The sequence below is a fragment of the Senegalimassilia faecalis genome (assembly GCF_004135645.1).
Taxonomy (GTDB): domain Bacteria; phylum Actinomycetota; class Coriobacteriia; order Coriobacteriales; family Eggerthellaceae; genus Senegalimassilia; species Senegalimassilia faecalis.
In genome coordinates this window covers 2,344,084-2,366,566 of record NZ_SDPW01000001.1, presented here as the reverse complement: position 1 = coordinate 2,366,566, position 22,483 = coordinate 2,344,084, and the positions used below count along the sequence as shown (strand labels likewise).

Sequence of the window (22,483 nt, the reverse complement as noted above, 5' to 3'; positions counted from 1 at the left end):
CCATGCGAAAGCTCAAACTCATGACGGTGCTCGGCACCCGTCCCGAGATTATCAAGATGTCTGAGGTCATAAAGCGCTGCGACCTTGTCTTCGACCAGGTGCTCGTGCACACGGGCCAGAACTACGACTACGAGCTCAACCAGGTCTTCTTCGAGGACCTGGGTCTGCGAGAGCCCGACCACTACCTCGGCGTGGTGGGCGACGACCTTGGGCAGACCATGGGCAACGTACTCGCAAAGAGCTACGCGCTCATGCGCGAGGTCCGTCCCGACGCGCTTATCGTGCTCGGCGACACGAACTCGTGCCTGTGCGTTATCTCGGCCAAGCGCCTGAAGATTCCCGTCTTCCACATGGAGGCGGGCAACCGCTGCTTTGACGAGAACCTGCCCGAGGAGGTCAACCGCCGCATCGTGGACACGACGAGCGACGTGAACCTGTGCTACTCGGAGCACGCCCGCCGCAACCTGCTCGCCATGGCCTGCCCGGCCGACCGCACCTTCGTCGTGGGCTCGCCCATGCGCGAGGTCATCGAGTCGCACCGCGATGAGTTCGACCGGAGCGACGTGCTCGACCAGCTCGGCCTCGAGCCGGGCGGCTACATCCTGCTGTCAGCGCATCGCGAGGAGAACATCGACAACGAGCGCAACTTCGAGCAGCTCGTCGAGGCGGTCAACGCCCTCGCAGAGGCTTACGGTAAGCCCGTCCTCTACAGCATGCACCCCCGTTCCAGGAAGTTCATCGAGGCCCGCGGCACCGAGTTCCATCCGCTTGTGCGCGCCCACAAGCCTTTCGGCTTCATCGATTACGCGCAGCTGCAGCGAAACGCGCTGTGCGTGGTGTCCGATTCGGGCACGCTTGCCGAGGAGAGCTCGCTTCTGGGCTTTCCGGCGGTGAGCTTGCGCACCTCGACCGAGCGCCCCGAAGTCGTCGACCGCGGTATCTTCACAATCGGCAACCTCTCTACCGAGGGGGTGCTGCAGGCGGTGGCGACGGAGGTGGCCCTTTCCGGTGGCGAAAGCGCTGTGCCCGACTACGCTGATGAGCGTTGCTCTGTAAAGGTAGCCAAAATCGTTCAGGGCTATACGGGCTATGTCAACAAGCATGTTTGGGGGAAGTAGCAGCTAATGACGACGGTTTTGGTAGCGGCGGACAATCACTATTACCGCAACTCAAGCGGTGAGGTGTTCGTTGACTCCGTTTTTAATTACGACTTCTATAGGCGTTATCTTAGCGTCTTTGACAAGGTGTACGCGATAGGTCGCGTTACTCAGGTTGGGTCGGCCCCAGAGGGCAAAAAACGCGCCGATGGCCCTGGGGTAGAGTTCCTCGATCTCGAGCCTGGCCGTGGTCTGAGTGGTTACGTGAAGACGGCTGTTATGAATAGGAAGCTCATTGGAGACTACTTGCACAAAGCGGACTGCGTCATCGCTCGTATTCCGGGCGTTGTGGCAAACATGGTCGTTGCTGAGTGCGATCGCCAGAAGATTCATTACTCCGTGGAAGTTGTCGTGGATCCATGGGAGTATTTTGCACCTGAGGCCCGCGGCGGCCTGGTCAATTGGGCGGTGAGGCGCAAGTGGACTGCGGACCTAAAAGCTGCGTGCCTCCGCGCGGATGGTGCTTCATATGTGACAGAGCGCTATCTTCAGAAGCTTTACCCGTGCCCCGCGCTCGATGGCGAGCCCGGACATTTTACGGGTTCGTACTCTTCTGTCGAGCTGCCCGACAATTCATTCGCCCACGAGCGAAGCTATGAAGTGAAAGATTCGATTTATATCGCCCATGCGGCCAACAATTTCGAAGGAAACTCAAAGGGACATTATACCCTATTCGATGCAGTTTCAATTACGGCTTCGATGGGCAAGAGCGTGCGGCTTCTATGTATAGGCGATGGCCCATCGATGGGGGATTACAAGCGTTACGTTGCTGAAAAAGGAATCGCCGACAGGGTCGAGTTCGCAGGTCGTCTGGCGGATGGGCTGGAGGTTCGTCGGCGTATGTCCGAGGCTGATGCTTTCGTGTTTCCCACTAAAGCCGAGGGCCTGCCCCGTGTCGTGTTGGAGGCTATGGCCGAAGGCATGCCGTGCTTGTCCACGCCGGTGTGTGGTATTCCTGAGATTCTACCCGCAGACTGTCTGTTTGCCCCAGACGATGCGCGGGGCTTTGCTCAAGGAATAGTCGCAATGCTCGATGATCCTGGACTTATGACGCGTCGAAGCGCCGAGAATCTCGCGATGGCTAAAAATTACTCTTCCTCCAAATTAAACGAGTGCAGGAAAGCGTTTTACCGGAACGTAGCAGCATCTTTTAATAAATTGAGGAGCTAGCTTTGGCTTTCGCGTCAACAACTGATAATGTGGGTCTTCGCGCCATGTCATTTGCGTCTGTGAAAGAGGAACTCGGTCAGTCTCGCGGCAGTCTTTTAATGACTCTTGTCGCAATACTGCTTCTTCTTGGCTTGAGTCTATATGCTTTATTTCTTGCGGGCTCTGCCCATACCTCAGATATTTCTGCTGCTTATATCGCGCTGGCGGCCGAAGGCGCGGTATTTGCCATTCTAGTATTGGCGAAATACGGGCGATCGGGCATTTATATGTTCGAGCCATTTACCATTGTCGTACTCATAATGGCTCTTGTTTACTTTGTGGCGCCGGTTTTCCAGTTCGCGGCGGGATCGACCTCGCGCTACGGCGTCGATGTCGTTCGCTATTGCGTTCCCGCATCGTGCTTGGTGATGATTGGCTGCTTCGCGTTCTTTCTCGGGTATGAGTTTCCGCTGGGGAAGGAAAGAAGCAAGAAAGAAAAGTGTTCAACTATTGGTTTCCAAGAAGTGTCGGATGTTCTTGCAAGTAGATTCGTTCACTGGTGTGGTTGGATCTGGGTCATTGCCTATGTGCTGAATTTCTACTATTACCTTCGCAAGGGATTTGACGTAGTCTACATCCTAACCGGTGGTTTATCCGGTGCTGAGCTGAACGACTTTGCATCCGATGACGGGCTTGCATTTCTTGCTTATTCGAAATTCTTGCTATTAGGGGCTTGGATGATTATCTATGCTTTCGGCAGGAACAGGGGTGTCAAGGTAGTTCTATATGCGATGACGTTGCTCTGCATGTTCCTCGGTGGAGGACGAGCGACGCTGCTTATCGGTATGCTCGCGCCGATTGTTCTGTATTTCGCTCGGAACAGGATAAGTCCGAAAGGCGGTTCTGTAGCCGCTGCTTCGATTGCTTTGGTAGCTCTATTTGCATTTATGCAGGTTGCAAGGGTTGGCTTGCGTACGGGTGCCGGCATTGATGTGTCGGGAATGACAATCGATGAATTTCTAAATCCGTTCTATGCTGAGATTGATGACTTCAAGGCGTTCTATATGCTTTTGGACATTGTCCCCTCGAAGCACGATTACCTTTTCGGTTCGCAGATGATTTTTTATTCTCTGGTTTTGCTTATACCCAGGGCTTTGTTTCCTGCTAAGCCGAGTCCTGCCGTTCATGAAATCGTTGGACTTGGATTTGGCGGCCAGGCGGTCGTAAACGGAGTTGCATATCCCTCGTTGGGCGAGTATTACATCGAGTTCGGCGTTGTTGGTGTTGTCGTCTGCATGTGGCTTTTTGGCATCATCGGGCGCCATCTCAAAAACTGCTACCTGTTCACTGAGGGTAAGTCGATGGCTGTGCTCGCCTATTCGATCGTCTATCCTGCACTTTTCTCGTTTGTCATTCGAGGTTACATGCCGCAGAACTTCAGCATGATTCTTTTCTTGTTGCTGCCTATCGCCCTTTGTCGCTTGATGCAGGGGGCCGAGAGCAAGAAGCGAAACAGCTCAGTGCAAGCGGGCAATGCGAAGACGGTGGTGCATGGGAGGCGCATATGACCACATTAAAAAACATCTTCAAAAACCCGAGCGTAGTGATTCCGATTCTCGGGCATAGGGGGTTTTTCCATTCTATGCCCGATGAAAAATATATCAGGCTTTCTTTTAAGGGCTATATGGGTCGTGATATTGATTTCAATAACCCCAGAAGCTTTAACGAGAAACTCCAATGGCTCAAGCTCCATGATCGTAACCCGCTGTATACGATGCTCGTCGACAAGTATCGTGTGAAGGAATGGGTGGCGGATAGGATTGGCTCCGAGTATGTCACCGAGACCTACGTCGCGTGGGAAAGTGTCGAAGATATTGACATATCCGCTTTGCCCGAGCGCTTCGTACTAAAGACGAATCACGATAGCGGCGGCGTGGTAATCTGTCGAGATCGTACGGTGTTCGACCTCAATGCAGCAAAGCGTAAACTCTCCAAGCATTTGAACGAAAACTATTACTGGGGATGCCGCGAATGGCCTTACAGGAACGTGAAGCCTCTTGTCTTTGCGGAGGAGTATCTTGATTCCAATACGGTGAGCAAGGATTCGCCTAATCATAAGTTATTTCATTTCAGTAACAGCCATCTTATAGCTCCTGCCATAACGGATCGGATTATGGAGGCCGGGCTCACGAAGACTTTTTTTGACGAAGAGTGGTATCCGCTCGAAGTTTCCAAGGATAGTTGTGCGTGGAAATTAAATATTCCGATGCCTAGGGATTTTGGGCTGATGAAGAAGCTTTCTGACGAGTTTGCGTCCAGCTATTCTCTCTCTCGGGTTGGTTTTTATGGATCGCGCAATCGGCTACTGTTCGGCGAAATAGCCGTCTGCTCAAATAGCGGTTTCGAGCGCTTTAATCCTGCATTTGGGGCTGAATCGTATGGGACATGGATGGAGCTGCCGTCAAGGGAATGGCTCCTTGTGAATGAGTTCTCGCTGTTGTGGGTTCACGAGAATTATTGTCCAGATGTTGCCGAGGAGCAGATTGATTACAAGTTTTACTGCTTTGACGGAGAACCAAGGTTTATCTATGTGTCTCAGGGGCTAGAGCGCCACGAGACCGCTCGCATCGACTTTTTGAACATGGACTGGGAGCGTGCCTCGTTCGGGCGGCCGGACTATGCATCATTCGAGGCGATTCCATCAAAACCAGACACTTTCGACGAGATGACTGGGCTCGTGAAAGAACTCTCGAAGAACATGCCGTTTGTGCGTGTTGACTTCTTCGAGTACAAGGGCCGCCCCAGGTTCTCCGAGATGACGTTCCATCCTTGCGGCGGTTTTATGCCCTTTGATCCGCCTGAGTGGGATGAGAAGGTTGGCGACATGTTGACGCTCCCGCGCTAAGGGGCTGCGTACATCAAATTTTGGTACTGTTTGAAAAAGGAAGAGAAGAAAATGGCTAGAAAGGTACTGGTTACCGGCGCGGCCGGATTTATTGGGGCGTTCCTGGCGAAGAAGCTGCTCGAGGAGACCGACGACGTCGTCGTCGGGTTCGACAACGTGAACGCTTATTACGACGCGGGCATCAAGGAGGATCGCCTGCGCATGCTGCGCGAGGCCGACGCCGACGGGCGCTTCACCTTCGTGCGCGACGATTTGGCAGACGGCATGGCGGTCGAGCGCCTGTTCGCGGGCGGCGGGTTCGACGTGGTGGTCAACCTTGCCGCCCAGGCCGGCGTGCGCTACTCCATCGAGAACCCGCGCGCGTACCTGGAGTCCAACCTCGTCGGGTTCTTCAACGTGCTGGAGGCCTGCCGGCACCACCCGGTGAAGCACCTGGTCTACGCCAGCTCCTCTTCCGTCTACGGCGGCAACGAGAAGGTCCCCTTCTCCGAGGACGACAAGGTGGACAGCCCCGTGTCGCTGTACGCCGCCACCAAGAAGTCCAACGAGCTCATGGCGGCCGCTTACTCCAAGCTCTACTCCATCCCCGCCACGGGGCTGCGCTTCTTTACCGTCTACGGCCCGATGGGCCGTCCAGACATGGCGTACTTCGGCTTCACCGACAAGCTCGTGCGCGGTGAGACCATCAAGATCTTCAACATGGGCGACTGCAAGCGCGACTTCACCTACGTCGACGACATCGTCGAGGGCGTCTCGCGCGTCATGGCCAACCCGCCCGAGGTGCGCACCGGCGCCGACGGGCTGCCCAAGGCGGCGCACCGCGTCTACAACATAGGCAACTCCGATCCCGAGAACCTGCTGGAATTCGTGGCCACGCTGCAGCGGGTGCTGGTGGAGGAGGGCGTGCTTCCTGCCGACTACGACTTTGAGGCGCACCGCGAGCTCGTCCCCATGCAGCCCGGCGACGTGCCCGTGACCTATGCGGACACGAGCGCCCTCGAGCGCGACACGGGCTTCAAGCCCGCCACCAAGCTGGAGGACGGCCTGCGCGAGTTCGCGAAGTGGTACAAGGGGTATTACGGGATTTAGGCGCCACGGCGTTTTTCGGATTGGGATATTTTGCTCGATAAACTTCTCTCCAAATACCGTGCCATGCCCCTGCCAGCAAAGGCTGGGGTGTGGTTTACGATATGCGCGATAGTTCAGCGGGGCATATCGGTCATATCGATGCCCATATTCACTCGCTTGTTCTCGACAGAAGAATACGGAGCGTACAACCTCTACACTTCATGGTTCATGCTTTTCGGGCTTGTTATCACGCTGAACCTCCAGCAAGAGGTGTTCAACAAAGGCCTTTCGGATCACGTGGAGGAACGCCCCGAGTATTCAACATCGCAGGCGATTTTAATCACGCTGCTCGTGCTCGCGTTCTACGCGGTATATCTGCTTTTAAGTGGTGCTATTAACGCCATGACGGGGATGAGCACACTGCTCACTTCGCTCATGTTCGTTGATGTATGGTCGTCCTCCATTGTGAGCCTTTGGCTCGCACGCAGAAGGTTTGACTATGCGTACAAGCCGCTCATTGCTGTCACGCTCGGCATTTCTTTCGTCAGCGTGGTCCTCGGCATTTTTGCGGTGTGGGTCGCGCCGGACGAGTGGAAGGTCGTAGCCAGAGTTGTATCGAACCTCTTGCCGTTTTTCGTTGCTGTCGTTTTCGTCCTCGCAAGTTTTGTTAAGCGGTCTTGCTGTTTGTTTAATCGTGAGTGGTGGAGAAATTCGGTGAGGATGGGCGTGCCTCTCGTCCCCCACTACGCATCGCAGGTGTTGCTTAACCAGGCAGACAAGATTCTCATCAGCTGGTTTCTCGACAACGTAAAAGTTGCTATCTATGGCGTGGCGCATTCGGCGGGCCTTTTGCTTGCTATGGTTAATAACGGAATTAACTCCTCTTATGTTCCGTGGCTGTACGGGAAACTGCGTTCTGGTGATTGCCGTTCTGTTTCCGGCGTGTCGAATGCCCTCATTTTACTTGTGGCGTTGCTCGTCTTCCTCCTTATGCTTCTTGCGCCCGAATGTGTCGCTGTCCTGGCTACGGCAGAATATGTGGACGCCATCTGGTGTATACCCCCGATTGCGACTGGGGTCGTATTCTCATTCATGTATACGCTTTTCGTTAATGTTGAGATTTACTATGGCAAAGCGGGCTATGTGGCGACCGCGTCCATCTTGTCGGCTGTTGCAAACATTGCCCTTAACCTCATCGTCATCCCTGTTTTTGGCTACATCTCCTCGGCCTACGTGACGGCAGCATGCTACCTCGGTACGGCGGTTTTGCACTATCACTTTATGAAGAGAGCTTTGAAAGATGCAGGTATTATCTGCCGAATCTACGACGCGCGCTTTATAGCCTTCGCTGTAGTGCTGACATGTGCTTTTGCTGCCATATCCCTCGGTCTCTATACCGTTGGCGCCTGGCGCTACGCGTTCATCGCTGCATTTCTGATCGGTCTGCTCGTCTTCAGAAAGCGGCTCTACAGGTCCATTAAGACAATACGCACGAAAGGCTAGGTCCCGTCGCCCGATGAAAATCATCGTAGCCCACTCTCAACAGCAGCATTCTTATCGCCTCGCCGTCGCACTCGAGAGGGCAAGGTTACTCGAGGCTTACTGCACGACGGTGTACTACCGACCACGCAACCTCACGTCCCTCGCGGCGAAGGTCTTGCCGCCGTTTTGGCGCAAGAAGGCCACTGGCAGGCATTGCAACGAGCTGCCTGATGCAAAGGTGATTCAGCGTACCGAGTTCGGAGGTCTCGCCGTCCTTTTCTGTCACAATATCCCCTTCATGAGGCGTTGGTACTGGCAGATTAAGCGCATCGTCGATGATCGTTTCGGCAGAAAGGTGGCGAAGCTTGCGGCGAAGACTGGCGCTGACGCGGTCGTCTGCTACGATGGCTGCTCCGCCGTGCTTTTCGAGGAGGTAAAGCGTCTCTCGCCTGGAACGGTTACTATCGCCGACATGTCAGCAGCCAATGCCCTGTATTTAAAATCGGTCTACGAACTCGACGAGGCGGAAAGGCCAGAATTTGCAAAGAGCCTTCATAGCTGGAAACGAGTTTGGGATCCGGTTGATGTTGCACGCACCGAGCGCGAGCTTGCCGCCGCTGATGCGTTCCTCTGCGGCTCCACATTCGTCGAGCGCAGTCTTGGGTATTCGAACATCGGCCCCGACAAGTGCGCAGTGTGCCACTACGGCGTTGATACTGAGAAGTTTCCTTACAGGGAAAGGGTGGAGAAGCCGGAATCGGAGCCGCTGACGTTTGTGTATCTCGGCATCGTTGGCGAGCACAAAGGTGCTGCATACCTGTTTGAGGCATTCGAAGGCATCCCCGCCTCAAAGGCGCGGCTTGTTTGCGTCGGTGCCGTCCGTATTTCCGATTCGATAGCTGCGGGCTTGCCCGCGAACATCGAGCTCAAGGGAATGGTTCAGCACGATGAAGTCTCTGCCTTGTTGCTGAATGCGGACGTAATGCTGTTCCCGTCGCTAGGGGATGGGTTTTCCCTTTCTATCATGGAGGGCTTCGCCTCCGGTCTGCCGGTTGTGTGCTCCGATAACACGGGCGCTGCCGATTGCGTCATCGAAGGTGAGAACGGCTTCGTCGTACCCACTAGGGATGCTGCAGCGCTGCGCGAGAGGATTGAGTGGTTCTGTAGTAATCGCGGTCGGATACCGCACATGGCGGCGTGTGCAAGAAAGGTTGTGCTCGGCCTCACCTGGGATGAGTACTACACGAATGCCGCCGAGGCGGTAGAAGATTTGGTTCGAAAGGTTCGCGATGAGCGAAAGTAGCAAGGTCTATTTGCTGGGCGATAGCATCACGCAGGGGCTTGGCAGTAAGAAGATAAATTTCTCTGGGGAGCTCTCATATCTGCTGGGCGGTTCGTTCGAGGTTGTGAACCTCGCCTATACGGGCACGATGATTGATTACGCTCTGAAACTCCTTAATGAGGGAAAAGTTGCTGCGAAAGGTTCAGGGGATTATTGCGTTGTTCTTTACGGTAACGTTGATGCGCAAATACGCCCGAGTCGCACGGGGCGTGTGTTTTCGCACATCCCCAGGCGCTATCAGGGAGGCGGTATGCTCATGCCTCGGCCATTTTATTCTCGCTCGATTGCAAAACGGGCCGGGCAGCGGTTTGACAACCTGCAACGCAAATTCTTTTCCGAGATTATTAAGCTCATGGATGGCACCGAGCAGTGGATGCCTCTCGAACCGTTTACTGCCCAGTACGCGGAACTTCTGGACAGGCTGCTCGCCATGGGCTTTAAGGTGATTCCGTGCTCGTGCGTTTTCATCGACGGAGACCTGTTCCCCGGCACTCCCGAACAGTATGAGCTATATAACAGGAGAATTGATACCTTGGCAGCTGAGCGGTCCCTTACTTGCGTTGACTTCTATAGCTTCTTCAAGAAGAAGGTTAAAAAGGCCGGTTGGGATTCTTGCTACAACAAGGATCACTTCCATCCTAACGGAGAGGGCTATCGATTGATGGCGGAGCGCATCGCGGTCGAGGTGCGGAAGAGGGAGTTGTGTAGAAGCGACGCTCGATGAGCGTGAGCCTGCGTTTGATGCTCGAATCTATCAATGTAAAAAGAAACAACGAAAATCTTTCCAAAGATTATAAAAAACGACCTGCTATTCATGGCTAATAACTTGAATGCCAGACGCAACAATGTTGATTCTTCGGATGTAGACGAATTGAACGAGTGAATTACCGAGATGGAGCCAGATAAGCTCGAGGGTCTTAATGGTGATTCTCGTGATATGCACGCAGCGGCTTACTTGCTGCTCGAACGTCGAGAGCATGTTGATGACGAGTCTAAAAGACTAACGGAATATCAAGCCGATTGAATTTAACGAACCTTGAAAACCCAAGAAAGAAAGAAGATTCCCATGAAAATCGCAGTTGCCGGTACCGGTTATGTAGGCCTTTCGCTGGCCGTTTTGCTTGCGCAGCACAACGAGGTGCGGGCATTGGACATCGTGCCGGAGAAGGTGGAGAAGATCAACCGCTTCGAGTCGCCCATCCAGGACGACGAGATCGAGCGGTTCTTGGCCGAGGCGCAGGCGGGGCAGCGCGCGCTCGACCTGCACGCCACGGTCGACCCGCAGGAGGCCTACGCGGGCGCCGAGTTCGCCATCGTGGCCACGCCCACGAACTACGACTCCGACCGCAACTTCTTCGACACCTCGAGCGTGGAGGCCGCCATCGAGGCCATCCGCGGCGTGAACCCCACGGCCTGGATCGTGATCAAGTCCACCATCCCGGTGGGCTATACCGCGTCGCTGCGCGAGCGCCTGGGAGATTCCCGCATCGTGTTCAGCCCGGAGTTCCTGCGCGAGAGCAAGGCGCTCTACGACAACCTGCATCCCAGCCGCATCGTGGTGGGCGCGCCGAAGGGCGACGCCGAGGCCGTGGCCGCCGCCAAGCGGTTCGCCGACCTGCTGGCGCACGGCGCCGACCCCGCGGAGCTGGAGCGGACCAACGCCGACGGCACCGTTGGCATCCCGCGGTTGGTGCTCGGCACCACCGAGGCCGAGGCCGTGAAGCTGTTCGCCAACACGTATTTGGCCCTGCGCGTGGCCTACTTCAACGAGCTTGACACCTACTGCGAGGCGCGCGGGCTTTCCACCGCCGACGTCATCGAGGGCGTGTGCCTGGAGCCGCGCATCGGCAGCCACTACAACAACCCCAGCTTCGGCTACGGCGGCTACTGCCTGCCCAAGGACACCAAGCAGCTGCTTGCCAACTACAAGGACGTGCCGCAGAACCTCATCGAGGCCATCGTGGAGTCCAACCGCACCCGCAAGGACTTCGTCGCCGAGCAGGTGCTCTCGCGCGTGTCGCAGCTGGTCTACTCCGGCACTCCGGCGCCGGTGGTGGGCGTGTACCGCCTGACCATGAAGTCCAACTCCGACAACTTCCGCGCCAGCTCCATCCAGGGCATCATGAAGCGCGTGAAGGCAAAGGGTGTGCCTGTGGTGGTCTTCGAGCCGACCCTGGATGCGCCTGAGTTCTTCGGCAGCGAGGTGACGCGCGACCTGGCAGCCTTCAAGGGCCGCTGCGACGTGATCGTGGCCAACCGCTGGAGCGACGACCTGTCCGACGTGGCAGACAAGGTGTATACGAGGGATTTGTTCAAGCGCGATTAGCGAACTGCGACACAACCTGCTGGCAACTTGCGAGACCTGTCGATTCCGGCAGGTCTCGCAAGTTGATGGGGCAAACGTTCTGAACGCTATAATAGAAGCTCAACATTTCCCGTGGTAAAGAGGATTGCGATGATCGATGCGATGGACGTGGTCAATAGACTGATTGATAAATCCCAAGAGGCGTTTCTCTTGGCTATTGAGCTGTATAACCGGCCGACAATAAGGTATCACGCAGAAGGCTGCTGCTTCTTTTTGTGCAATGCCTGGGAGCTAATGCTCAAGGCCCACATTTCGAAAACCCTTGGCGAATCTGCTGTGTTTTACCCGGATAGCGACAGGTCTCTCTCCTTGACGGATCGCGTAAAGAAGGTGTTTACCAATGCAAATGATCCCCTTCGGCGTAATCTCGAGATTGTTATTGAGCTTCGCAATACAAGTACGCACTATGTTACGGATGAGTATGAGCTATTTTATGGTCCGGTGCTGCAATATTGCGTTGAGCGTTATGACGAGAAGCTGAGGGAATTTCACGGGATTGAGATTAGCGATAGAATTCCCGAAAACTACCTTGCGCTTTCTGTGCGTAGGGGGAGTGTCGATATCGATTCGATTCGCGCGCGATACTCGAAAGAAATTGTCGAAAAGATGCTGACTTTGGGTGCTAATATCGCGGCGGAAGGAACCGTCGGAGCCGTGCCCTATTCGACTGAATTGTGGCTTACTAAGAAGAAGGACGCCGATTTTTCGGTTCGAATCGCTTCCGATGCGGATGCCGCCGCCACAATCCTACGTACTTTGACCGACCCTATCAACAAATATAAGTATCGCACCAAGACGGCAGTTCGGTTTATTCGGGCGAAGCTAGCCAAGGCGGGCGTCTGCGTTATGGTGAATGGCGAGCCCAAGGAATTCAACAATTACCATTTTCAGGTATTTGCGGACTTTTACGAGATGAAGGGCAACGAGAGCTACTCCTACAATTTTGCTCTTTGGGGGAACAGCCTAGTTGGGGCTATTCGCAGCAGGCTGTCGACATAATGGTCCAAGAGCTTATCAAGAACCCTAGTGGCGTAATTGACGGCATGCGCAAGGAGATCGAGAAACGCAAAGGCAAGAAAAAGTAAAGCCGACCCCAGGAGCAAGGGAATTCTAAGCAGCTGCTAAAGCGCCTACCCCCATTCGGGGACCCAGCTTTGTTCCACTCAAGTCGGCTTATGCAGCAATGATTCTACCATTGAAGGAACCCGTATTCTACGATTTGGGAATCAAAATCACACCGGTTGCTCATTCCGCGCCAGATCACGAACCTCATCGATGGCGTGCGCCCCAAGCTCTACGGCGACGGGCGCAACGTGCGCGACTGGATTCACACCGAGGACCACTCGTCTGCCGTGTGGGCCGTCCTGACCAAGGGCCGTATGGGCGAGGCGTACCTGATCGGCGCCGACGGCGAGTGCGACAACCTCACCGTGCTGCGCGAGATCCTGAAGGGGTTTGGCCGCCCGGAGGACGACTTCGACTGGGTGCGCGACCGCCCCGGACACGACTACCGCTACGCCATCGACAGCGCCAAGCTGCGTCGCGAGCTGGGCTGGCGCCCGGCCCGCACCGACTTCGCCGCCGGCCTTGCCGCCACCGTCGAGTGGTATCGCGCCAACGAGGCCTGGTGGCGCCCCGCGAAGGCCGCCACGGAGGCAAAGTGCCGAGCGCAGGGGCAGTAGGGGGTGCCCGGCGGCTATTCCCGCTTGGACCTGCAGCCGAGTTGACTGCGAGGTTGCCCACGGCAAATTCGCGTTCGAAATGCGGCTGGGCGGGGCGATGTGGCCATGCTGCAAAAGAATCGGAGGCCCGCAATGGTCTCGTCCAAGACGCGGGGGATGTCCTCTCGCACATGTTCCGTTACGCCGAGGGGGATGCTCCCCCTCGGCGCTCTGTCTTTTCTGGCTTCCGACAATCTTGAGTAATTACTTGCTTTCAACAGAATTAACCTGTAAGTTAATAATGCTATCGGTTATTCAACAAGGAGAGTGGATGGAGGAAGATAGTTGGCAGCTTAAGCAGATAGCTGATTTCTTCTATCTGCTCGTCGATGGGGATGAGGCTTCGGGGAAAGACGTACTCCAGAAAAGATTCAAGAAAGACATGGGCGCATTGAGCGCCCTTTATGACCTGATTGAGAGAATCGACGAACTCGGCTACGAGCTTGGAACCGAGTTTGCATTCAATACGAATCGATTTGACACGATTAAGGGCACGAAACTGAGCCTCATCGAAATACGCAGGTTTGGCAAAACGTGGCGAGTGCTTACCTATTGGAGCAAGAAACGAAAGGCCTTCGTGATGCTAGACGCTTTCGAGGCGCACAAGCACAAGTCCATGAACGATATGCTGAAGCAGGTAGAACCGCTGGTCACGCATGCTGCTCGGCTAGTAGAGGATGGTGAATGACATGGCTATGAGGGTGTCGCGAGAGGAATTCCTCGGCGTTGATGAGCCTTTGAAGCCTTCTTTTGAAAACGTTGCGGCCAAGATGGCCTTGGACTTCGAGGCGGAAGTGTTCATGCGCCTCAAGAAACTCGGGCTCAAGCGCAAGGATTTGGCTCAGCTGCTTGGCGTGAGCCCTGCGGCGGTGTCGAAGCTGCTTTCCGATGATTCCAACATGACCCTCAAGACCATGGCCAAGGTTGCGGTGGCGCTGGGTTGCGAAGTCGCGCCTATCCGTTTGGAAGAAACTGGTGGCGTGAGCTACGTTGATCTGGACGACGAGAACGCGACTGCCACCGTGCTCGTTCCTAAAGAGACGACGTTGGCCGCTTCGGATAGCGGGATATTTACGATGGATGCGTCTGCTTCCGGAAGCGCGAGCGTTTCCTTCGATGCTAAGGCGGTAACGGCGCTGCCCCTTAGGAGGGTTGCGGCATGAGCGCAGGAAACTGGCTTTCCCCTGTCGAGATTGTTGACTCGAAGGTCCTCGGTCTCGGCTTGTCCGTGGCGGACGGTTTTTCGGGAGGGGAGACATATCTTTCTTTGACGATGAACTCTTCGTTTGCTTCGCCAAAGTTTTCCGATGGCAACCGCTTATGCAAGTGCGTATTGGAGGCCGTGGGCAATTGGTCCGTTGACGAAGAGGGCTGCGAACCGGCTTTTTCGGCCTCGTGCAAGCTTGGCATGGTGGTGGCTATCCCTGAGGCATCATTGCCGGCCATGCAGGAAAGCGAAAAAGAGGCGTTCGTGATGGCCAACACGGTGTCTATCGCCTACGGCAAGATACGAGCGGTTGTTGAAAACATCACTGCCGAAAGTGTTGTCGGGAAGCAAACCCTTCCCGCCATCGACCCCTATGGATTCGTCGCCTCGCTTCATGCGTCGGATGATTTGGAGAATTTGGGGTAGGCCTTCCCAAGGACGCCAAGCAGCTGCTGGCCAACTACAAGGACGTGCCGCAGAACCTCATCGAGGCGATCGTGGAGTCCAACCGCACCCGCAAGGGCTTCGTGGCCGACCAGGTGGTCGACCGCGTGATGTCGCTGGTCTACGAGGGCAAGCAGAGGCTGATGGTGGGCGTGTACCGCCCGACCATGAAGTCCAACTCCGACAACTTCCGCGCTAGCTCCATGGTGCTTCGTGAGACTTTGAAGGTGTTGCTGCCCGACTCGGGGGGCAACACGCATTTTCATTGTGGGTGTTATTGGCATTAAACCGGACAAGAAAAACACCTAATGCGTTGATTCCTGGCTTTGTTTTGAGCCGTGTCGAAATAAGTATAGAATACGAGCAGAGGTATCGGGGATGTGCATTCTTGATGCCGTGTATTGTTTATAGGGGCAATAGCGTTATAGCGCTGAAACGAAAGAAGGCTCTGCTATGTTGCTCGGTGATAGTGATATCAAAAAGCTCATAAGCGACGGTGTTTTACGGGGAGCCGAACAAGGAAACGTTGGCCCGGTGTCCTATGATTTGAGGACTCATTCTTTTTATAAGGACAACAAAAGACTAGGCGAGATTACGCTAAATCCCGGGGATTCTGCTTTCGTTTCGAGCATTGAGGATATTTATCTGCCGAACGATATCGCTGCGAGGGTGTTGATTAAGAACTCGAGACTCAGACAGGGTTTGACGCTCGATGCCCCGCTGTATTTTCCGGGTCATAAGACAAAGGTCTTCTTCCGTATAACAAACGTTAGCTCTGATTCGATCGATCTCGACACCGGTAAAGGGATTGCTCAAATAGCTTTTGAGCAAGTGGACAAGGTTCAAAAGCCATATCAGGGTGCGTTTTCAGACGAGTTTGATTTTCAGGGCCTAGGTGACTACTCCAACATTTATAAGGACGAAATCAAGGAGCTCGAGCAAAAGAAAGATGAGCTGAAGTCGATGGAGCGTCGCGTTTATGCTAACACGTTAACGTTGATGGCCGTTTTCGCAGCTATTTTTACGCTCGTCAACATTAACGCTAACGCGCTGAGCGTGGGATCTGCGGGGATGGTGGTAATTAATCTGATGGTTCTTGGCGGGTTCTTCTCCTTTGCCGGTGTTATTGGGCTTATTGTCGGCGAAAGTTCTTCGAAAGTTCGCTCTGGGATTGTTCTTGGGATTGGTTTGGCTCTTGTTCTGTTTGGTGGGTTGCTGTCTCTGCTGCCTTCGGCTTGCTTCGCGTGAATTCAAACTTAGGGAATCGATGGTTGCGGTAAGTTCTTGACAGATATATGTGATTTGCTATAGGGTTTTTTGCTCATATCCTTTGTCACTTTCTCGGGAGCGCCTTCTGCTAAACTAGCCCTTGGATATCGATATCCAAGGGCTAGTTTGTATGAGCGGAGAGGCAATGTACTGCACGAAATGCAACCGATATACTGACGGCGACACATGCCCCGAGTGCGGTCAAGAAACCGTCGAGGTAGCACCGCACGTTGTTTATTGGTGCGAGTCGTGCAATATACCTATAATAGAAACACCAGTTCAACGGCGCATTCAGTGTCCTATCTGCGGTCATGAGGCCGCGTATCTTTGTGCTGACTTGCGTCCGGTTTTCCCCGAAGAGCGTCTCCTTTTCGAAGCTATGACGGCAGAGCCCTTCGCATACGCCGATTCTTCCGTATGGGCTTCGGGCGGAAAATACTATGTGAATGGGAAGCCCTGCAGTTTAACGGTTTCTGAGATACGGAATATGGATGCTGACCATATTAGATCTAAGATTGCAGAGCATAGCAACAACAATGGGTATGAATACTTCAACCGGAACATCAGCTTGTTCGTCAAGGCGAACAAGTCTCATCTTGATGCGCTAATTCTCGAAGCTTGCGATTTCGTGGTTAAGGCGTCCGAGAGATATCCGGAAGAGAATCTTGTGGTCTCCTTCTCGGGCGGAAAGGACTCAACGGTTACTGCCGATATCGTGGTGCGTGCATTGAGCAACCCGTATCTTGTCCATATCTTTGGGGATACTACGCTTGAATTCCCGAGTACCATCGAATATGCCAAGCGCTTTCGCGAGAGTCATCCGCTTGCCATATTTAAAACCGCGAAGAACTATGAGCAGGACTTTTATGAGGTTGCCGATGTGATTGGCCCGCCTGCGCGCATGATGCGCTGGTGTTGCTCGATGTTCAAAACAGGCCCAATTTCTCGCGCCTTTAAGGGGCTGTATGGCGATGAGCCGATTTTGACGTACTATGGCATTCGCAAAGGCGAGTCGGTTTCGCGAAGCAAATACAACCGTATCGAAGACAGTGCCGATGCGGTCAAAATCCAGAGGCAAAAAGTTGCCGCCCCTATTTTCTATTGGAACGATATCGATGTATGGCTGTATATCCTTTCCGAGGGCATTGACTTCAACGATGCCTATCGTCTTGGCTACGATCGCGTTGGGTGTTGGTGCTGTCCGAACAACAATGCGAGGGCTCAATTCCTTTCGCAGGTGTACATGCCCGAGGCGGCCACGAAATGGCATGATTTCCTGGTGGCGTTCGCAAAAAGAATCGGGAAACCAGACCCGGAAGTGTATGTGGATACTGGCAAATGGAAGGCGCGGCAGGGGGGGAATGGCGTTGCCGCCGCAAGTACCGTGCGTGTTGAGGCGAGCCATTGCACAACCGACGATAGTGCAATGATTTTTTCGCTTGCGCGTCCCTATTCCGACGAGCTGGTTGGCCTGATGACGCCTATTGGCGATTACGCACCGGGGCTTGGGAGGCCGCTTCTTGATGAAAAAGTTATCGTAGACCACCGAACCAGAGAGCCTTTGATATCCATCATGCCATTTAGGCAGCCTGGATACGAGTACGCTGCCAAAGTAAGGGTTCTGCAAACCGCCGATCAAGAATCCCTGCTGCGTATGGCGAAATACCAAGTTGTGAAATTCAACGCTTGTCGACAGTGCCTTAAATGCGAAGGGCTTTGCCGCTTTGGCGCAATCAGCTTGACGGGCGACGAGTACAGAATTGACCCGCGCAAATGTACTCATTGCAGGCAGTGCGTGACTGATAAATACCTTGAAGGGGGTTGCCTTATGCGCAAGTACCTCCGAACGAAGGAAGAGTAACGAATGCAGATGAAATTTAAAGCCCACCAGTCGTTTTTTATTCGCAAGGGGTGGTTGAGCAAAGGGCTGCGGGCGGTCACTGCTCAAAAAGGCGCTTCGCTTTTGATGCCAAGCAATAGCAAAGAGGCAATGGATGAGCTTGGTCTCGGCTCGAATCAGGTAGTTGCTTTGCGTTATTGGATGCAAACGCTTGGTCTGGTGCAATATGTTGACGGGCGCAAACGTGCGCATGAACTCACTGAACTTGGGAACATTATTCTCGAAAATGACCCTTACACCGAAGAAGTGGGGACGCTGTTTGCGCTGCACTGCAATCTTGCTTCTGCGCAAGAGGACGCTGCTGCGTGGTACTATTTCTTCAATGAGTTCAAAATGAGCGCTTTCATTCGCGATGACTTTACGCGTGGTTTAACCAAATTCGTCTTCGATCATAACGATAAAAAGGAAATTGCGCTCACTTCGCTCGAAGCCGACTTCAATTGCATTCTCAGCACGTATATTCCACACGATCGCACAAGCCGAAAGCCCGTTTCTCCGGAGAACGTCATTGACTGTCCGTTTGGCGATCTTGGGCTTGTCGACATTGAAGATCGCGGCCGAAAAAGCTATCGCAAGACGCCTGCAAACTTGACAATGCTGCCGGCGCTGCTTGTCCTGTATTGCATTTGCTTAATGCAAGAGCGTTTTGATGGGGCCTCAGGTGCTGAAATTCGCTTAGAAACTCTTGTTGGTGGCCCGTGTTCGCCAGGTTGCCTGTTCAATTTTGACTCCGTAAGCCTTCTTTCAAAACTTTACGAACTTGAGAATGAAGGGTTGCTAAGAATCGTTCGTACTGCGGGGCTTGACGTAATTCGTCTTACTCAGCCGGATATGAGCAAGGAAGAGTGTCTGAGCCGATATTACGAGCTCATTGGTTAGGAGCCGCCGTGAATCTTAAAGACATGATTGTGCCGAACAAGGATTTCCAAACTTCGGTAAACATCGATTTCGATTTTGGCTCTGAGGAGAAAGTTAAGGGACTGATTCCCACCGATGCTGTTTGTCGCTATCTTGAGGAGATCATCCGCGACGTGGTTTCTCCCTCCAACCATCGGGCGAAGCTGTTTGTGGGTGCTTACGGCAAGGGCAAATCGCATGTAGTGCTTGCTGCTCTAACTGCAATGTGGATTAAAGATCCGGCTCTTTTCAATCATATCGTGAATGCATACAACGAACGTGGGCTTGGCTTTGGCGAAACGCTGGAAAGGTTCGTTGCCGAGGGTCAACGCTTGCTGCCCGTAGTCGTTTCCGGAAGTACCGCAGACCTGCGCCACTCGTTGCTGAACGCGCTTAGGAACGCGCTGCGCGCAAACGGGCTGGAAAGTCTTATGCCAAAAACGAATTATGACGGAGCTCAACGGGTGCTTGACCGGTGGAAGGCTAGCTACCCTGAAACGATGAGGCGATTTGAGCAGCTGACAGGCTTCGGCTACTCGGCTTTTTCGGCACGTTTGCGCAACCTTGACACGGAGGCATACGACGAGTTTGTCGCGGTGTATCCGAAGCTGACGTCTGGCGGCACGTTCGATGTGCTTGACAGCGCCGAGGTTCTTGACGTTTACGAGAACGTTTTGAAATGCCTGAAGGCACGGGGCATCGCCGGCATTTACGTCGTGTACGACGAGTTCAGCAAATATCTTGAGACGAGCATCGGCAAAGCTACGGTCGAGGATACCAGGCTTTTGCAAGACTTCGCGGAAGCGTGCAGCCGAAGCGGCATGAGCGAGCAGCTGCATCTGCTGCTCATCAGCCACAAAAGCTTGACGAATTATATTGATGCCGACCTTCCGAAGGAGAAGGTTGACGGGTGGCGCGGGGTGTCCGGCCGATTTGACGAAATCGAGATGTTCGATGATGCAAATCAGGCTTACGAACTGATGAGCGCAGCGATAATCAAGAAGGAAGCACTTTGGGAAAAGATGCTATCCGCCCGCAAGGGGGCTTTCAGGAACTTTCTAGAGCGGGCTGCAGATCGCTATCGTAAACGCGGCCTTTTTGATGCGGAGGCGGCTTCTCTTGTTGCTTGCGGATGCTATCCGTTGCATCCGCTTACCGCTTATATTTTGCCGCGGCTTTCGGAGAAGGTGGCGCAAAACGAAAGGACGCTGTTCACGTTTTTGTGCGCCACGGGGAAATGTACGCTTGGCGAGTGCCTCGAAAGCGCCAATGTTTTCGTCACTCCTGATTGCGTGTACGACTATTTTGAACCGTTGCTGCGTCGCGAGATTTACACGAGTCCGCTGCATAAGACGTATATGCTTGCGCGTGCCGCTATTGCGCGCGTTGAAGATGACGCGCTTGCCATAAAAATCGTGAAGATCATTGCTGCTATTGATGCTGTTGCACAGTACGATCGTCTTGCGCCTACACGAGAGACGATCGTCGAGCTGTTCGGCGATTGCGGCGTGAAGGCGGCCGAGGTTGATCGCGCTCTTAGCCGATTAGTTGAAGGTGAATCTGTAGTTTACCTGCGTCGAAGCAATGCGTTGTTCAAGCTTAAAGAGGCGACGGACGTTCGGATTGACGCCGAGGTTGCCGATCGTGCAGAAGCGCTGCGCAGCTCGATGACGCCCGTGCAGATTTTGAATGCCTCGATTCGCGGCAAGGCCGTCTATCCTTCGCGATACAACGAAGAGCGTGCCATCGTTCGTTATTTCGATTGCGGGTTCGTTGATGCTGCGGCGATTCGCTCCCGAAAGCTTGGCGAACCGATTCTTCATGGCGGTGGCGATGGCGAAATTGTAGCAATTTATTGCGAAATACCTGATGAAGAGCAAGAGCTTAAGCAAGAGGCAGAAGATGTGCTGTCGTGTGAGCCTATGACCGTCGTGGCATTCCCCAGGCACTTTAAACGCATCGATGACGCCTTGTTCCGTCTTGAGGCCGCACGCCAGCTTAGGGCGGAAGCGAAAGACGACGTCAATCTGGCAGATGAATACGAAATTGTGATTGAGGATTACGCAGAGATTGTCGATGGCTATATTGCTGGCTTTTTTCAGCCGGAGTTGTTGCAATCGTTCTATTTCATTAACGGCGAAGAGCGTAGGGAAATCACGAGAAAGCGAAAGCTGTCGGAGGAGCTCTCGTTTTTGTGCGACAAAACGTTTGGTAGCACTCCGCGTATCACGAGCGAGGCGCTGAACAAAAACGAGTTGACCGGTACTGCCTTCAGTAGCCGCACCAAGATACTCAAGGCACTTTGCGCACCTGCTCTTGCGCCTAATCTTGGCTTTGTGGGCAATGGCCAGGAAACGTCAATGGCAAGGAGCGCATTAGAGAAAACGGGTCTTGTTCGCAATATAGACGATGGGATTAACGACGCAGGCGTGCTTTGCGCGAATATGGCTGACGTGATTGGCGTAATCGAAGAATTCGTTCGATCGGCAAGTGATGCGACATTCCAGGATCTTTACGATAAGCTCATGGGTCGCGAGCTTGGGATCGGCATGCGCAAAGGCCCTATCCCGATTTATCTTGCATTAGTGCTGAGACGATATAAGGATGAGGTTAAAGTTACGCACGACGGCGAAGAGCGGCCTATCAACGAGGTTTTGCTTGATGACATTGCTAGAAACCCAGGCGCTTATCGAATTACGCATCTGAATTGGTCCCCCGAGATGGACGCATATTTGCGTGCCCTTGCAGAGATTTTTGGCTGCGGACAGGACAGGATCAGCCGTAGTGTTGTTGCGGAGGAAATGAGGCTTTGGTACGTGAGCCTTCCTCAAGCAACGCGCAATTGCAGAATCGACCACACGCATGCAGGGGAAGGCGTGTGCACTTCGAAGGAGCGGAGGGCGTTCTTTGGCGCCATAAAGCGCATTGATGTTGATACGGATGTGTTTTTGTTCGAACGACTGCCTGAGGTATTTGGGTATCCCGTTGGGTCGGTTGAACTTATTGCGGCTATTGCCCAGGAGAAAAGCGCGTGCGATTGCTATCTCGCTTACTGCGCCGATGGGCTGGCGAAGGCGCTCATTGCGCTGTTCGATCCAAATGCGAACGATGACGTGTCGTTGAGCTCGGTTTTGCAGGACTGGGTTGATGCGCACCCCATAGCGCGTACGCGTGTATTTTCGGGGATTAACAACCAGGTGCTTGGTGCGGTGATGTTGGCAAGTGGCGACGATTTCGTGACGGTAAACCGCATTGCGAAAGCGGCAACGGCGCTGCGCATGGACGACTGGAACGATAATCGCTTCGCTGACTTTCTGAGAATCGTTGAAGGCATGAAGGCGGAGGTCGAAAGTGCTAAAGAGGAGGCCGACGATTCCCCGAAGGACAAGGTTGTCATTAGCTTCACCGCTTCCGATGGCACCGTTACCCAAAAGGAGTTTGCGCCCGTGGAAGCGAGCAAGCGTTCCCGCCTGTTGAAAAACGAAATTGTTTCGTGCTTAAGTGATATGGGCGCCGCGCTTTCGCCCGAGGAAAAACGCCAGGTAGTGTTTGAAGTTCTGAAAGGTCTTTGCTAGCT

At 53.9% G+C, this 22,483-nt stretch carries 19 protein-coding genes; all 19 read left to right on the top strand.

Annotation, left to right across the window (positions count from 1 at the left end):
- The first annotated feature begins 2 nt into the window (after positions 1 to 2).
- The 19 genes from wecB (at position 3) to ET524_RS09755 (ending at position 22,481) form a co-directional block, all read left to right on the top strand.
- On the top strand, positions 3 to 1,118 hold the full coding sequence (wecB, locus tag ET524_RS09845; protein WP_129425433.1) for a non-hydrolyzing UDP-N-acetylglucosamine 2-epimerase: 1,116 nt from the start codon (positions 3 to 5) through the stop codon (positions 1,116 to 1,118).
- 6 nt (positions 1,119 to 1,124) lie between these two features.
- The gene (locus ET524_RS09840) at positions 1,125 to 2,327 is read left to right on the top strand and encodes a glycosyltransferase (RefSeq protein ID WP_129425431.1); all 1,203 of its coding nucleotides are present in this window, start codon (positions 1,125 to 1,127) and stop codon (positions 2,325 to 2,327) included.
- Between the two features lie 2 nt (positions 2,328 to 2,329).
- On the top strand, positions 2,330 to 3,874 hold the full coding sequence (locus ET524_RS09835; protein WP_129425429.1) for an O-antigen polymerase: 1,545 nt from the start codon (positions 2,330 to 2,332) through the stop codon (positions 3,872 to 3,874).
- Complete coding sequence (locus ET524_RS09830) at positions 3,871 to 5,211, top strand: ATP-grasp fold amidoligase family protein (RefSeq protein WP_129425427.1); 1,341 nt, start codon at positions 3,871 to 3,873, stop codon at positions 5,209 to 5,211. Before ET524_RS09835 ends, ET524_RS09830 begins: the two co-directional genes overlap by 4 nt.
- A gap of 51 nt (positions 5,212 to 5,262) precedes the next feature.
- The gene (locus ET524_RS09825) at positions 5,263 to 6,300 is read left to right on the top strand and encodes an NAD-dependent epimerase/dehydratase family protein (RefSeq protein ID WP_129425425.1); all 1,038 of its coding nucleotides are present in this window, start codon (positions 5,263 to 5,265) and stop codon (positions 6,298 to 6,300) included.
- A 63-nt stretch (positions 6,301 to 6,363) separates the two neighbouring features.
- Positions 6,364 to 7,782 (top strand): lipopolysaccharide biosynthesis protein, encoded by a 1,419-nt coding sequence (locus ET524_RS09820; RefSeq protein WP_269089569.1) that lies wholly within the window; start codon positions 6,364 to 6,366, stop codon positions 7,780 to 7,782.
- A gap of 13 nt (positions 7,783 to 7,795) precedes the next feature.
- A complete protein-coding gene (locus ET524_RS09815) occupies positions 7,796 to 9,064 on the top strand; it encodes a glycosyltransferase family 4 protein (RefSeq protein ID WP_129425421.1) in 1,269 nt (422 codons plus the stop codon).
- Positions 9,051 to 9,827, top strand: coding sequence for an SGNH/GDSL hydrolase family protein (locus tag ET524_RS09810; protein ID WP_129425419.1), 777 nt, complete (start codon positions 9,051 to 9,053; stop codon positions 9,825 to 9,827). Before ET524_RS09815 ends, ET524_RS09810 begins: the two co-directional genes overlap by 14 nt.
- Before the next feature lie 342 nt (positions 9,828 to 10,169).
- Positions 10,170 to 11,429, top strand: coding sequence for a nucleotide sugar dehydrogenase (locus ET524_RS09805; protein WP_129425417.1), 1,260 nt, complete (start codon positions 10,170 to 10,172; stop codon positions 11,427 to 11,429).
- Positions 11,430 to 11,558: 129 nt separating this feature from the next.
- Positions 11,559 to 12,467: a DUF3644 domain-containing protein gene (locus ET524_RS09800; RefSeq protein ID WP_201738775.1), complete on the top strand. Its 909-nt coding sequence runs from the start codon at positions 11,559 to 11,561 to the stop codon at positions 12,465 to 12,467.
- A 242-nt stretch (positions 12,468 to 12,709) separates the two neighbouring features.
- Positions 12,710 to 13,150: a GDP-mannose 4,6-dehydratase gene (locus tag ET524_RS09795; protein WP_456242896.1), complete on the top strand. Its 441-nt coding sequence runs from the start codon at positions 12,710 to 12,712 to the stop codon at positions 13,148 to 13,150.
- Positions 13,151 to 13,460: 310 nt separating this feature from the next.
- Positions 13,461 to 13,877, top strand: a complete 417-nt coding sequence (locus ET524_RS09790) for a hypothetical protein (protein WP_129425415.1) — start codon at positions 13,461 to 13,463, stop codon at positions 13,875 to 13,877.
- A gap of 1 nt (position 13,878) precedes the next feature.
- Positions 13,879 to 14,352, top strand: a complete 474-nt coding sequence (locus ET524_RS09785) for a helix-turn-helix domain-containing protein (protein WP_161566690.1) — start codon at positions 13,879 to 13,881, stop codon at positions 14,350 to 14,352.
- Positions 14,349 to 14,822, top strand: a complete 474-nt coding sequence (locus ET524_RS09780) for a hypothetical protein (RefSeq protein WP_129425411.1) — start codon at positions 14,349 to 14,351, stop codon at positions 14,820 to 14,822. The genes ET524_RS09785 and ET524_RS09780 overlap by 4 nt, the downstream gene beginning before the upstream one ends.
- 44 nt (positions 14,823 to 14,866) lie before the next feature.
- Complete coding sequence (locus ET524_RS09775) at positions 14,867 to 15,127, top strand: hypothetical protein (RefSeq protein WP_201738774.1); 261 nt, start codon at positions 14,867 to 14,869, stop codon at positions 15,125 to 15,127.
- 166 nt (positions 15,128 to 15,293) lie between these two features.
- Positions 15,294 to 16,088 (top strand): dCTP deaminase domain-containing protein, encoded by a 795-nt coding sequence (locus tag ET524_RS09770; protein ID WP_129425409.1) that lies wholly within the window; start codon positions 15,294 to 15,296, stop codon positions 16,086 to 16,088.
- Between the two features lie 508 nt (positions 16,089 to 16,596).
- Positions 16,597 to 17,970, top strand: a complete 1,374-nt coding sequence (locus ET524_RS09765) for a phosphoadenosine phosphosulfate reductase domain-containing protein (protein WP_201738773.1) — start codon at positions 16,597 to 16,599, stop codon at positions 17,968 to 17,970.
- 3 nt (positions 17,971 to 17,973) lie between these two features.
- Positions 17,974 to 18,888: a DUF4007 family protein gene (locus ET524_RS09760; protein WP_129425407.1), complete on the top strand. Its 915-nt coding sequence runs from the start codon at positions 17,974 to 17,976 to the stop codon at positions 18,886 to 18,888.
- Between the two features lie 8 nt (positions 18,889 to 18,896).
- Entirely contained in the window at positions 18,897 to 22,481 is a 3,585-nt protein-coding gene (locus ET524_RS09755) for a hypothetical protein (RefSeq protein ID WP_129425405.1), read from the top strand.
- The last annotated feature ends 2 nt before the right edge of the window (positions 22,482 to 22,483 follow it).